13 protein-coding genes are annotated in these 12373 nt (G+C 72.9%); 9 read left to right on the forward strand and 4 right to left on the reverse strand.

Features of this window, described 5'->3' with window-relative positions:
* Positions 1-38: 38 nt before the first annotated feature.
* Entirely contained in the window at positions 39-509 is a 471-nt protein-coding gene (gene soxR / locus Q1K26_RS10065; protein ID WP_300009466.1) for a redox-sensitive transcriptional activator SoxR, read from the forward strand.
* Between the two features lie 126 nt (positions 510-635).
* Here the strand turns inward: soxR and Q1K26_RS10070 are convergent, their stop codons facing one another.
* Together Q1K26_RS10070 and Q1K26_RS10075 are read right to left on the reverse strand one after the other, a co-directional pair.
* The gene (locus Q1K26_RS10070) at positions 636-1733 is read right to left on the reverse strand and encodes a hypothetical protein (RefSeq protein ID WP_300009469.1); all 1098 of its coding nucleotides are present in this window, start codon (positions 1731-1733) and stop codon (positions 636-638) included.
* Between the two features lie 150 nt (positions 1734-1883).
* Positions 1884-3332 carry an AMP-binding protein gene (locus Q1K26_RS10075; RefSeq protein ID WP_300009472.1) on the reverse strand — a complete coding sequence of 483 codons (1449 nt, stop codon included), beginning with the start codon at positions 3330-3332 and terminating at the stop codon, positions 1884-1886.
* 57 nt (positions 3333-3389) lie between these two features.
* Here Q1K26_RS10075 and Q1K26_RS10080 point away from each other — a divergent pair, with 57 nt between their 5' ends.
* On the forward strand, positions 3390-4136 hold the full coding sequence (locus Q1K26_RS10080) for a tyrosine-protein phosphatase (protein WP_300009475.1): 747 nt from the start codon (positions 3390-3392) through the stop codon (positions 4134-4136).
* A gap of 21 nt (positions 4137-4157) precedes the next feature.
* On the opposite strand, the gene Q1K26_RS10085 is transcribed toward Q1K26_RS10080, so the two are convergent.
* Both Q1K26_RS10085 and Q1K26_RS10090 read right to left on the reverse strand, forming a co-directional pair.
* Positions 4158-4550 carry a hypothetical protein gene (locus Q1K26_RS10085; RefSeq protein WP_300009478.1) on the reverse strand — a complete coding sequence of 131 codons (393 nt, stop codon included), beginning with the start codon at positions 4548-4550 and terminating at the stop codon, positions 4158-4160.
* 21 nt (positions 4551-4571) lie between these two features.
* Positions 4572-4814, reverse strand: a complete 243-nt coding sequence (locus Q1K26_RS10090; protein WP_300009481.1) for a hypothetical protein — start codon at positions 4812-4814, stop codon at positions 4572-4574.
* A 99-nt stretch (positions 4815-4913) separates the two neighbouring features.
* On the opposite strand from Q1K26_RS10090, the gene Q1K26_RS10095 reads away from it, so the two are divergent.
* The 7 genes from Q1K26_RS10095 (at position 4914) to ftsX (ending at position 12072) form a co-directional block, all read left to right on the forward strand.
* Positions 4914-6083: an acyl-CoA dehydrogenase family protein gene (locus tag Q1K26_RS10095; protein WP_300009483.1), complete on the forward strand. Its 1170-nt coding sequence runs from the start codon at positions 4914-4916 to the stop codon at positions 6081-6083.
* 9 nt (positions 6084-6092) lie between these two features.
* The gene (locus Q1K26_RS10100) at positions 6093-7112 is read left to right on the forward strand and encodes an acyl-CoA dehydrogenase family protein (protein WP_300009486.1); all 1020 of its coding nucleotides are present in this window, start codon (positions 6093-6095) and stop codon (positions 7110-7112) included.
* An 88-nt stretch (positions 7113-7200) separates the two neighbouring features.
* Complete coding sequence (locus Q1K26_RS10105; protein WP_300009489.1) at positions 7201-8025, forward strand: leishmanolysin-related zinc metalloendopeptidase; 825 nt, start codon at positions 7201-7203, stop codon at positions 8023-8025.
* 76 nt (positions 8026-8101) lie between these two features.
* Complete coding sequence (locus Q1K26_RS10110; RefSeq protein ID WP_300009492.1) at positions 8102-8617, forward strand: helix-turn-helix transcriptional regulator; 516 nt, start codon at positions 8102-8104, stop codon at positions 8615-8617.
* A 24-nt stretch (positions 8618-8641) separates the two neighbouring features.
* Positions 8642-9754: a peptide chain release factor 2 gene (prfB, locus tag Q1K26_RS10115; protein WP_300009495.1), complete on the forward strand. Its 1113-nt coding sequence runs from the start codon at positions 8642-8644 to the stop codon at positions 9752-9754.
* A gap of 686 nt (positions 9755-10440) precedes the next feature.
* Positions 10441-11130, forward strand: coding sequence for a cell division ATP-binding protein FtsE (ftsE, locus tag Q1K26_RS10120; RefSeq protein ID WP_300009498.1), 690 nt, complete (start codon positions 10441-10443; stop codon positions 11128-11130).
* Between the two features lie 39 nt (positions 11131-11169).
* Positions 11170-12072, forward strand: coding sequence for a permease-like cell division protein FtsX (ftsX, locus tag Q1K26_RS10125; protein ID WP_300009501.1), 903 nt, complete (start codon positions 11170-11172; stop codon positions 12070-12072).
* The last annotated feature ends 301 nt before the right edge of the window (positions 12073-12373 follow it).

The following is a 12373-nucleotide window of genomic DNA, read 5'->3' on the forward strand; positions in this document are numbered from 1 at the left end:
CAACCTGAAGTCAGCTTCAGGTCAAGGGAGGAGGAGGAGTGGACGCGCGGGATCTGTTGACCATCGGCGACGTCGCGCACCGCAGCGGGTTCGCACCGTCGGCGCTGCGGTTCTACGAGCGTGAGGGGCTGCTGCGCACCACGCGCACGTCGGGCGGGCAGCGGCGCTACGAGCGCTCGGTGCTGCGCCGCCTGGCGTTCATCCGCGCGGCGCGCGCGATCGGCGTGCCGCTCGACGAGGTGCGCGAGGGGCTGGACCGGCTGCCCGGCGGCCGCACCCCGACGAAGGCGGACTGGACCCGGCTGTCGCGGGCCTGGCGGGGCCGGCTCGACGAGCAGATCGACGCGCTGGCGGCGCTGCGCGACGGGCTGGACTCCTGCATCGGCTGTGGCTGCCTCTCGCTGGCCCGCTGCCGGCTGTACAACCCCGGCGACCGGGTGGCCGAGGGCGGCTCCGGTGCCCGCCTGCTGCCGCCGATGCTGCGCCGCACCCCCGTCGGCGGTGCCTGAGCCGGACGCCCGCAGACCCCGACTCGCCCGCCCGGGTACCCCGACTCGCGGGTGTGCTCCGCGAGTCGGGGTATCCGGGTGACCGTGTCGGGGCCTGCGTGTGCCGCCGAGGTGTCAGCCGAGGTGTCAGCCGCAGGCCGGTAGCGCGTCGGGGCGGGCGCTGATCCAGTCCGCGACGTCCTGGGTGATCTCGGAGCCGTTGCGGTGGAACTCCACGCCGTGCCCGATGCCCGGGTAGCTGTTGAACGTGACGTCGTCGCTGCTCAGGAACGTCGCCTCGTCGACGGGGGCGCCCGCGGCGTTGAAGATCTCGTCGTCCTCGGCGATCAGGGTGAGCACCGGAACGTCGATCAGCGGCGCGAGGGCGCGAGAGGGCTGCGGGCCGATCGAGAGGATCTCCCCGGCCGGGGTCTCGTTCACCAGCGGGTGCAGCGCCTGGACGAGCTCCGGGTCGGCCATCTCGGTGAACAGGAAGCTGTCGCGGGTCTCGTGGTCACCGAAGAAGAACGGGTAGTCGTCGGTGAGCGTGCGCGGCACCTCCTTCGTCGCGATCTGGACGGTGAACCGCTCGGTGGCGAGGTGGGTGAACCCGGACAGGATCAGGGCGTCCACGTCCTGGTAGAGCCCGGCCTGGATCTCGGACTCCTCGCTGCCTGCGGAGTGCCCGATCAGCCCGACGTGGTCGTAGCCGTCGGCGCGCAGCTGCTGGGTGACCTGGTGGCTGGCGTCGGCCAGCGCCTCGACCGTGACGGTGTAGCCGTCGGGGCGGTCCGAGGAGCGGTAGGGGTGGTCCGGCTGGCCGTAGCCGAGCTTGTTCAGGGCCAGGAACGAGATCCCGGACTCCTTGACGATCTTGCGGGCGATCGAGTAGCGGTCCTGCTCGAAGGGGATGTCCCAGTACCAGGCACCGGTGGTCAGCGCGTGGTTGGCCTGCAGGATCGAGGTCCGGCAGCCCTCCTGGCCCGCGGGCTCGTAGAGGAAGCCGCGCAGGGTGTAGGACGAGCCGGGCTCGAGCTGGTTGGACACCTCGAAGTCGATCGGGGTGACCGTGACCTCGTCGTCGGAGACCGGGGCCGAGTAGTCCGAGAGTTCGGGGTCGCCGGGCAGCGCGTCCTCGGGGAGGGCGGCCGCGGAACCTGCGGTGAGGGCGATCGGGACCGCAACCGCCAGAGCGGTGAACGCGGCTGCGGCGGTGTAGCGAAGCCGGCGACGGGACGTGGGCATGCATTACTCCGAACGGAGGCAGGGGAGCGAGGACGAATGGACCATATGGAGTAACGAGTCGGAATCGAATTCGACGCGATGGCCACCGTGTAACGGACCGCTCACAGCGCGACGGGCCGCGCTGTGCGCGCCGACCGGCCGCGCTGCGGGCTACCGGGGGAGGCGCGCGGCGCGCAGGGCGGAGCGGCGGATCTTGCCGGTGTCCTCGCGGAGCGGCTCCGCCACCCGCTCCCAGGTGCTCGGCACCTTGATCGGGGTCAGGCGGGCGGCGACGTGGGAGTGCAGATCGGCGTCGGGCACGTCGGAGTCCAGCTGCACGATGGCGTGCACGCGCGCGCCGAGGTCGTCGTCGGGCAGGCCGATCACGCAGGACGACAGCACCTGGGGGTGCTCGGCCAGCGCCGCCTCCACCTCGGCCGGGTAGACGTTGGAGCCGCCGACGAGGATCAGGTCGCTGCGGCGGTCGGCGAGGTAGAGGTAGCCGTCGGCGTCCATGCGACCGAGATCACCGATGGACTCCCAGCCGTCGACGAAGCGCGACTCGGCGCCGAGGTAGTGGTACGGCGTGGCGTCGGGCGGTGGGCGCATCCACACCTCGCCGATCTCGCCCGCCGGCAGCGGGTTCCCGTGGGCGTCGGCGATGCGCATCTCGCCCGACACCGGCCGCCCGACCGACCCGGGGTGGGCGAGCCACTCGACGCCGTCGATCATGCAGACGGCCAGCGACTCGGTGCCCGCGTACAGCTCCATGACCCGCTCGGGCCCGAGCCAGTCGATCCAGGCGCGCTTGACCGGCTCGGGGCAGGGCGCGCCCACGTGCAGCAGCGTCCGCACGCTCGACAGGTCCGCGGCCGCGCGGACCTCGGGCGGCAGCCGCAGGATGCGGCCCATGAGCGTCGGCACGGCGTAGAGCCAGTGCACGCGGTGCGCGACGACGGCGTCGAGCACATGGGCGCCGTCGAAGCGATCGAGCACCAGCAGCGGGCAGCCGCGCAGCAGCGCGATCAGCGAGAACATGAACGGCGCGTTGTGGTATAGCGGTGCGGTCACGGCGAAGACGTCGCCCGGACCGCCGATCCGCAGGCGCTCGGCCCGCAGGGTGACCTGGTCCAGCCATCCCGCGTTGCCCGCCACGATGATCTTCGGACGGCCGGTGCTGCCGCCCGAGGTCGGCGCCTTCCAGCTCGGTGGCAGGGCCGGGGGCAGCGGGTCGGGGGACAGCGCCGGGTCCGGGGTCCAGTGCGGGGGCAGCCACGGCCGGTCGGCCGCCTCCAGGCCGACGACGAGCGGCGGGTCCGCGATCTCCACCAGCGCGGCGAGCTCCGCGGCCGGCAGCTTCGCCGACACCGGCTGCGGCACCGCGCCCAGCTTCCACGCCCCGAGCACGGCGGCGTAGAACGCGGCCCCGTTGCCGAGCCCGATCGTCACCAGGTCGTCCTGGCCGGCGCCGAGATCGGCGAACTGGCGCGCCGCCCTGCTGGACGCGGCGGCCAGCTCGGCCCGCGTGACCGGGCCGTCCGGGGCGTGCAGCGCGACCGCGTCCGGGTCGGCGTCGGCGAGCCGGTCGAACCCGGTGCCCACCGGGATGTGGTCGTCCACACGGGCCTCCGGCTGTAGCGTGGTCGCAGTGATCGACGAGACTCGTGAGTACACCGTATGAACCGATGGCTCACGTTCGAGGGTCTGGACAACGTCCGCGACGTCGGCGGCCTGCCCCTGCGCGACGGCGGCGTCACCCGCACCGGGGTGCTGCTGCGCAGCGCGTCGCTGCACCACGCCACGGCCGCGGACGTCGCTGCGCTCGTCGACGGGTTCGGGCTGCGGCTGGTGCTGGACCTGCGCACGCCGCGGGAGATCGACCGCGACGGGCCGACGCCGGTGGCCGCGGCCGGTGTCGAGACCGTCGCACTGACCTTCATCGGTGAGAGCCGCGAGTACCTCCCGGAGACCGGCGACGACACCGATCCGCTGCTGCGCAACTACCTCGGCTACCTCGGCGACCACCCCACCAACGTCGTGCAGGCGGTGAAGCACCTCGCCGCGCCCGATGCGGGCCCGGCGCTGGTGCACTGCGCCGCGGGCAAGGACCGCACCGGCACGTTGGTGGCGCTGGTCCTCGACGCGGTGGGCGTCGAGCGCGCGGCCGTCGTCGAGGACTACGCGCTCTCCGCCGAGCAGGTGGAGGCGATGTTCCGGCGCTGGACCACGGCGGCCGGCATCGAGATGCCCGCCGACCTGACCCCGCACCTGCCGCGTGCCGAGGCCATGGACGCGGTGCTGGCCCACCTGGACGGGGAGTACGGAACGAACGGCACCGGCGGCGCGGCGGGCTGGCTGGCAGCGAACGGCCTGGACGACGTCGAGCTGGCCCAGCTCCGCACCCGCCTCACGACGCCCGGCTGACCCGGGCAGCGCACGGACCCGCTACGGCAGTTCTTCGATCGTCACCGCGGCGTCGACCTTGCGCAGGTACCAGGGTTCGCCCGTGACCGCGGGCCACCCCCGGCGACGGGCGCTGAGCGCCACCTGGCCCGCCGCGAGATCGTCGGTGCCCGCCGCGGCGAGCATGATCCCCGACTCCTGGGCTGCGCGCGGGTCGAGCTGGTCGATCACGGTGATCGGCAGGTCGAGCAGCACGCCCAGGGCGGCGTGGTGCTCGGGTTCGAGCATCGACCAGGCGCGGCCGAGCGCGGCGCTGGGCACCGCCAGGATGATGTTGGCCTCCACCGCGGCCCAGACCAGCGCGCGCACGTACACCGGACGCCCGGTGGCGAAGGCGACGAGGGCCGTGGAGTCGAGAACCCGCCCGCCGATCACTCTGAGTAACCCATCGGGCGCTCAGACCGCCGCTGCGGGCGGCGCGAGCCGCAGCGTGCGCCGGGCCTCGTCCAGCTCGTCGGACGGCGGTGGGCCGCCGTAGAGGTCCTCGAGGGTGGCCAGGGTCCGTTCCCGGACCTGGCGCGCGGCCACGGCCTCGGCGATGTAGGCGGACATGCTGGGTGCCGCGCCGCGCCGTACCGCGCCACGCGCCTCGGCCACCAGCTCGGCCGGGAGGTTCACCGTCACACGCTCGCTGCGCATGCGCGGAGAGTACCCGTGATCGCGGTCCCCACACATGGGCCCTGCGAGGTTACTACCCGGTATGCCAAGGTGGGTGACACCGCGCGAGGAGGCCGTGCCATGGATCTGACCTACACCGCAGCCGAGGAGGAGTTCCGCAGCGAGCTCCGGTCCTGGCTACGGGCGAACATCCCCGACGAGTGGACGCGTCCGGGCTTCTGGGAGTCTCTCGACGACGACGAGAGCTTCCGGCTGCGCCGTGACTGGGAGCGCGACAAGGCCCTCGCCGGGTTCGCCGGCATCCAGTGGCCCACCGAGTACGGCGGTCGCGGCGGCACCCCCGGCATGAAGGCCATCTACGACGTGGAGACGGTGCTGGCGCGCGCCCCGCGCACCGTCAACCCGCTGGGCCTGACCTTCCTCGCGCCCACCGTGATGGCGATCGGCACCGAGGCCCAGCGCAAGGAGATCATCGGCCCGATGCTGCGCAACGAGGTGATCTGGTGCCAGGGCTTCTCCGAGCCCGGCGCGGGGTCCGACCTCGCGGCCCTGTCCTGCAAGGGCGTGCGCGACGGCGACGACTTCGTCGTCAACGGGCAGAAGGTGTGGACCACCAACGCCATGCACGGCGACAAGATCTTCACGCTGGTGCGCACCGAGGCGGGCAGCCAGAAGCACCGCGGGATCTCGATGCTGCTCATCGACATGCACCAGGACGGCGTGGACGCCCGGCCGCTCAAGCAGATGAGCGGGGCGAGCGAGTTCGGCGAGGTGTTCTTCGACGACGCGCGCGTGCCGGCCACCGACGTGCTCGGCGAGATCGGCGAGGGCTGGCGCACCGCGATGCTGCTGCTGTCCTTCGAGCGCGGGGCGTCGGGGATCGCGCAGTACACCGAGTTCCGCCGCCAGTACGACGAGATCGTCGAGGTCGCGCGGCAGCTCGGGCGGGACTCCGACCCGGTGATCCGCGGGAAGCTGGCGAAGGTCCTGACCGACCTGGAGTGCCTGCGCTACCACGCGATGCACGTCCAGACGCAGGTGGAGCAGGGCCGCGACCTCGGTTTCGAGGCGTCGATGACCAAGCTGATCTGGTCGGAGCCCAGCCAGGACCTGTGGGAGGTGTTCGACGAGATCCTGGGCGAGGACGCCACCCTGGACTCGGTCGACGGTGTCGATCTCCGCCCGCTGCACGCCCAGGCCATGTGGTCCCGGTCGGTCACGATCTGGGGCGGTTCCTCGCAGGTACAGCGCACCGTCACCGCCGAGCGCGTGCTCGGCCTTCCGCGATAGGGGCCGGTCATGTTCTTCGCACTCGATTCCGACCAGCGCGAGTTCGACGCCGCGGTCCGTTCCTACCTCGCCGAGCGCTTCGATCTCGACGCCGTGCGGGGCGTGGTCGAGGACGTCTCCGGCGACGGTCACCCGGCGTCGCTGTGGAAGGCCGCGGCCGAGCAGGGCTGGCTGGCCGTCACCGTTCCCGAGGAGCACGACGGCCTCGGTCTCGGGCTCGTCGACGCCCAGGTCATCGCCAGGGCGCTCGGGGCGGGGGTCGCGCCCGGCCCGTGGCGCGGCACCGTCCTCGCGGCGGAGGCGATCCGCCTCGCGGGGTCACCCGAGCAGCAGGCCGCGTGGCTGCCGCGGCTGTCCACCGGTGCCGCGGTCGGCGCGTTCACCCTGCGCGGCGCCGCCCCCGGAACCCTGACCACCGTCGAGTACGGCGCGGTGGCCACGGTGCTCGTCGCGCGCTCCGGTGACGGGCTCGTGCTGGTGGAGCCGTCCTCGGCCACCCCGCAGGGCTCCTACGACGGCACCACCAGGCTCGCCTCGGTCGAGGTCGGCGCGGGGGAGGCGTTGCCCGGGGCGACACCCGCGGTCATCGCCGACGTGGCGGCCCGCGCCACCGTGCTCGTGGCCGCCGACCTCGCCGGGATCGCCCGCGAGGCGATCACCCGGACCGTGGCCTACGACCGCGAGCGCCAGCAGTTCGGGGTGCCCATCGGCTCGTTCCAGGCGATCAAGCACGCGCTGGCCGACCTGCACGTGGCCGTCACGCTGGCCGAGCACGCCGTGCTCTACGCCGCGCACGCGGTGGACGCGGGCCTCGACGGGGCCGACCTCGCCGTCGCCGTGGCCAAGGCGAAGGCGAGCGACGCGGCGTTCGACGCCACCGCCGCGATGATCCAGTACCACGGCGGCATCGGGTACACCTGGGAGCACGAGGCGCACTTCTTCTACAAGCGCGCCAAGCGCCTGGCCGGCCAGTACGGCGACGGCGACGCGCACCGGGCCCGGATCGCGGAGCTGACGATCGGCCCGTGAGTGCGTAGCGGTGCTCCGACACCACTACGCACTTCGTGAGAGCCTGCCCCGTGGCGCGCGCCACCGACGGTTGTGCTCTGATCGATCCGTGCCGGCTGCTGATCACTACCTCTCCCGTTCCGGACACGCGGCGCAGGCCGTCGCGGAGTCGCCGTTCACCATCGAGGTCCGGTTCACCGGAGGGCTCTCGGACCGGCAGCGCGCCGCGTTCGCCTCGGCCGCCGACCGCTGGTCGCAGGTGATCGTCGGCGACCTGCCGTCCGTGGTCGTCGACGGCGAGACGATCGACGACGTGCTGATCGTCGCCGAGGGCGCGGACATCGACGGAACCGGGCAGGTGCTCGGGCAGGCCGGGCCCACCCACCTGCGCCCGGAGTCGGCCGGGGTGGCGGCGCTGCTCCCCGCGCGCGGGGAGATGACGTTCGACTCCGCCGACCTGGCCGCGCTGCAGGCCGACGGCAGCCTCGACGACGTCATCGCCCACGAGATGGGTCACGTCCTGGGCATCGGCACGCTCTGGGAGGCCAAGGGCCTGCTCGCGGGCTCCGGCTCGGGCGACCCCACGTTCACCGGGGCGGGCGCGGTGGCGGAGTGGGGCGCGCTCGGCGGGTCCGGGGACGTGCCGGTGGAGAACACCGGTGGGCCGGGCACCGCGGAGGGGCACTGGCGGGAGTCGGTGTTCGCCGACGAGCTGATGAGCGGGTTCATCTCCGAGGCAGGCAACCCGCTGTCCCGGATGACCGCCGCGAGCCTGCGCGACCTCGGCTACGACGTCGCGCTCGACGCCGCCGAGGCGTACGCGCTCCCGGCCGCCGCGCCCGCCGGCCGGGCCGCCGCGGTGCGGCGACTCGCGCGGTGCGCGGTGACCGTCCCGACCGCGGTCGTGTTGCCCGGGTCGAGCCTGCTCGGCTGAGGTCGACGAGCGGTCCGTCCCTCGCCACCGACCACTGTGGAGTGCGGGCCGGGCCGCGGGATGGCACCGTGGGGTGATGCCGCCCGCGCGAGCCCGCCCCGTCAACGCCACCGCCGCGGCCCTGCTCGGGCTGCTGCACGACGGTCCGATGACCGGCGGGCAGCTGGTGGCCGCGGCGGGGACGGAGCTGGGGTCGTTCTTCGCGGTGACCCGCAGCCAGGTGTACCGCGAGCTGCCCGCCATGGCGGAGGCCGGGCTGCTGAAGAAGGGCAGGCTGGGCGCGCGGTCGTCGCAGCAGTACGCGATCACCGCGGCGGGTCGCCGGTCGTTCACCGCGTGGCTGCGTTCCGGCGGGGCCAGCGACGCGGTCCGCAGTCCGCTGGTGCTGCGCCTGCTGCACGCGGGCTCGCTCACCCCGACCCAGCGCGCGGAGCTCGTCGACGCGAGCCGGACGGCCTACGCCGAGCGGCTCGGCACGGCGCGGGCCGCCGCGCGGGGCGAGAAGGACCCGTACCGGAAGGCCACCGCCGACTTCGTCGTCGCCCACACCCGCGCGATGCTGCGGCTGCTGGACGCCGTCGGGCAGGCATAGGCCGCCCGCGTACCCTGGATCGTTGTGAACCCCGACGTCGCCGCGGACCTGAAGGAACTCTCCGCCACCCTGGAGAGCATCGAGGCGGTCACGGACCTGCCCCGGCTGCGGGCCGAGATCGCCGACCTGGAGGACCAGGCCGGGCAGCCCGACCTGTGGAACGACACCGAGGTCGCGCAGCAGGTCACCAGCCGGCTGGCCTACGCCACCGGTGACGTGCGCCGCCTGGAGGAGCTCCGCCGCCGCCTCGACGACATGCCGCTGCTCTACGAGCTGGCCCTCGACGAGAAGGACGAGGGCGCGCTCGCCGAGGCCGAGACCGAGCGGACCAAGCTGCGCGCCGAGATCGAGGCGCTGGAGGTGCGCACGCTGCTGTCCGGCGAGTACGACCAGCGCGAGGCACTGGTGACGATCCGGTCCGGTCAGGGTGGCATCGACGCCGCGGACTTCGCCGAGATGTTGATGCGCATGTACCTGCGCTGGGCGGAGCAGCACGGCTACGGCGTCGACGTCTACGACACCTCCTACGCGGAGGAGGCGGGCATCCGGTCGGCCACGTTCGCCGTCCACACGCCCTACGCCTACGGCACGCTGTCGGTCGAGCAGGGCACGCACCGGCTCGTCCGCATCTCGCCGTTCGACAACCAGGGCCGCCGCCAGACCTCCTTCGCCGCGGTGGAGGTCACGCCGGTGGTCGAGACCAGCGACCACGTCGAGATCGACGAGAAGGACCTGCGCGTCGACGTCTACCGGTCCTCGGGGCCGGGCGGGCAGGGCGTCAACACCACCGACTCCGCCGTGCGCCTGACCCACCTGCCCACCGGCATCGTCGTGTCCTGCCAGAACGAGCGCAGCCAGATCCAGAACAAGGCCGCGGCGATGATGGTGCTGCAGGCCAAGCTCCTGGTGCGGCGCAAGGAGGAGGAGCGGGCGTTGATGGACTCGCTCAAGGACACCGGCGACGCCTCGTTCGGCAACCAGATGCGCTCCTACGTGCTGCACCCGTACCAGATGGTCAAGGACCTGCGCACGAACTACGAGGTCAACAACCCGAGCGCGGTGCTCGACGGCGGCATCGACGGCTTCATCGAGGCCGGCATCCGCTGGCGGCGCAACGAGGCCACGGCCACCGACTGATCCGGCGCCCACCGCAGTGGGGGCGGGACCGGTCCGGCGCCGTGGCCGAAGCCGCTCCGGGTGGTGGAGATCATCGGTACGGAACCGGGAGGCGTGCTCCGGCGCGTTGAGGGTTCCGATCCGTCGATCATGTCCGCGGGCCCGTTCGGGTGCGTCCGGTGATCGTCGTCCGGGAACCGCTGGGTGTGGCCCGGCGCGTTGACGGTTCCGGTTCGTCGATCATCGGGAGGGCTGACCGGGGGCTGACCGGCGTGATCGTCGGTTGGGAACGGCCGGCCGTGTCCCGGCGCGTTGACGGTTCCCGGCCGTCGATCATGGCGGGGCGGGGTTCGTTCCGCACACCCCGCCCAGTGCCCGCCCAGCACCCGGGAGGCTCGCGAGGCTCCGTGCGCCGACGAGGCCGCGGCCGCCCGCGTCGCCCGGCCGTGCCCGCGGTGTCCGCCGCGAAGGACCGTGTCCCGCTGTGACGGACCGTGCGTGACGGGACCGGTCGTGCGTGACAGGACCGGTCGTGCCCGCCCTGGCCCAGGCCCGGTGCCCAGGCCCGGTGCCGGTCCGGAGACGGCCTGCGCGGCACGGTGGTACCCGCCGGCATCCGGGGCGAACCCGTCCAGCGGGCGCTGTGGAGCGCCGAGGGGGCGGGTCGCGTGCCGGTACCACCGATCCACCTCGGTAACGTGCCGCGCGTGATCCGCCTCGAACGCGTCACCAAGATGTACAAGACGTCCACGCGCCCGGCGCTGGACCGGGTGACGGTGACGGTCGAGAGGGGGGAGTTCGTCTTCCTCATCGGCCCGTCGGGCTCGGGCAAGTCGACGTTCCTGCGGCTGCTGCTGCGCGAGGACGTGCCCACCCGCGGCGACATCTTCGTCTCCGACATGAACGTGGCGAAGCTGCCCCGGCGCCGGGTACCGAAGCTGCGCCAGCGCATCGGCTGCGTCTTCCAGGACTTCCGGCTGCTGCCCAACAAGACCGTCGGCGAGAACGTGGCGTTCGCGCTGGAAGTGATCGGCAAGCCGGCCGGCACCATCCGGAAGGTCGTGCCCGAGGTGCTCGACCTGGTCGGGCTGGGCGGCAAGGCCGACCGCCTGCCCCACGAGCTCTCCGGCGGCGAGCAGCAGCGCGTCGCGATCGCGCGCGCGTTCGTCAACCGGCCGCTGGTGCTGCTCGCCGACGAGCCCACGGGCAACCTGGACCCGGACACGAGCCAGGACATCATGTTGCTGCTGGAGCGGATCAATCGCACGGGCACCACGGTCGTGATGGCCACCCACGACCACTCGATCGTCGACTCCATGCGCCGCCGCGTCGTGGAGCTGGACCTGGGCCACGTCGTGCGCGACGAGGCCCGCGGCGTCTACGGGGTGGGGCGCTGACATGAGGCACGCCGACGCACCCGGTCCCGCGGAGGCCAGATGAGAAGCGACTTCGTCGTCCGGGAGGTCTTCACCGGCCTGCGCCGCAACGTGACGATGACGATCGCGATGGTGCTGACCACCGCGATCTCGCTCGGGCTGGTCGGCACCGGCCTGCTCGCCGTGCGCACGATCGACCGCACCGAGGAGCTCTACAGCGACCGCGTCGAGGTGCAGGTGGCACTCACCGCCGACGTCTCCGCGGCCGACACCGACTGCAGCCAGCCCATCTGCTCCGGGCTGCGGGCCACGCTGGAGAGCTCGCCGCTCGTCGAGTCGGTGCGGTTCGAGAGCCAGCAGCAGGCCTACGAGCGGTACCTGGAGCTGTTCGAGGGGCAGTCGCTCGCCGAGGTGGTGCGGCCGCAGTCGCTGCCGGCCACGCTGCGGGTGCGCCTGGGCGACCAGGAGGCCGGGGCCGCGGCCGTGCAGCAGGCGATGACCGACCAGGTCGGCGTGCGCAACGTGATCGACCAGCGCGAGGTCGTCGCCAAGCTGTTCGACTTCCTCGGCGGTGTGCGCAACGTGACGTTCGCGCTCGCGCTGGTGCAGGCGATCGCCGCGCTGCTGCTGATCTCCAACACGGTGCAGGTGTCGGCGTACACGCGGCGCACCGAGGTCGGCGTGATGCGGCTCGTGGGCGCCACGCGCTGGTACACCCAGCTGCCCTTCCTCATCGAGGCCGTGGTGACGGGCGTGGTGGGTGCGTTGATCGCCGCGGCCGGCCTGCTGGTCGGCAAGTTCCTGTTCATCGACCAGCTGCTGTCGGGCATCGTCTCCAACGGGGTGGTGCCGCCGATCGAGCTGTCCGACATCCTGTGGGTCTCCCCGATCCTGGTGATGATCGGCGCCGGCATCGCGGCCGTGACCGGCTACGTCACGCTCCGCCTCTACGTGCGCCTCTAGAGTCGCCGCCCTCGGCCGCAGCGGTCGCAGACCCTGTGGGGTGTCGCAGAGCGTCGCGATCGTCGCAGACGGCGCACGGTCTGCGAGGGCGCGAAAGGTCTGCGAGACGGCCGTGCGCGATCGGCGCCCGGCAACCCGGTGGCCCTCCCGCGTAGGCTGGAGCGGTGGTGCGTCCTGAAAGCTGGATCAGGCCAGCGGGTGTGAGTCCCGCCTGGGTAGGTACCGGAGCGCCCAGTAGCAGGCCCCGGTTCGTCGGAGAGATCCGGCGGGCTGAGCGGGGCGTCGAGAGCCTCTTCGGAGG

Source organism: Pseudonocardia sp. (assembly GCF_029263155.1).
Taxonomy (GTDB): domain Bacteria; phylum Actinomycetota; class Actinomycetes; order Mycobacteriales; family Pseudonocardiaceae; genus Pseudonocardia.

Bases quoted from the DNA above. Each gene is read 5' to 3' on its own strand.
- Q1K26_RS10070 (WP_300009469.1), bottom strand. From the start codon at position 1,733: ATGCCCACGTCCCGTCGCCGGCTTCGCTACACCGCCGCAGCCGCGTTC.
- Q1K26_RS10080 (WP_300009475.1), top strand. From the start codon at position 3,390: ATGAACCGATGGCTCACGTTCGAGGGTCTGGACAACGTCCGCGACGTC.
- Q1K26_RS10090 (WP_300009481.1), bottom strand. From the start codon at position 4,814: ATGCGCAGCGAGCGTGTGACGGTGAACCTCCCGGCCGAGCTGGTGGCC.
- Q1K26_RS10095 (WP_300009483.1), top strand. From the start codon at position 4,914: ATGGATCTGACCTACACCGCAGCCGAGGAGGAGTTCCGCAGCGAGCTC.
- Q1K26_RS10100 (WP_300009486.1), top strand. From the start codon at position 6,093: ATGTTCTTCGCACTCGATTCCGACCAGCGCGAGTTCGACGCCGCGGTC.
- Q1K26_RS10110 (WP_300009492.1), top strand. From the start codon at position 8,102: ATGCCGCCCGCGCGAGCCCGCCCCGTCAACGCCACCGCCGCGGCCCTG.
- ftsX (WP_300009501.1), top strand. From the start codon at position 11,170: ATGAGAAGCGACTTCGTCGTCCGGGAGGTCTTCACCGGCCTGCGCCGC.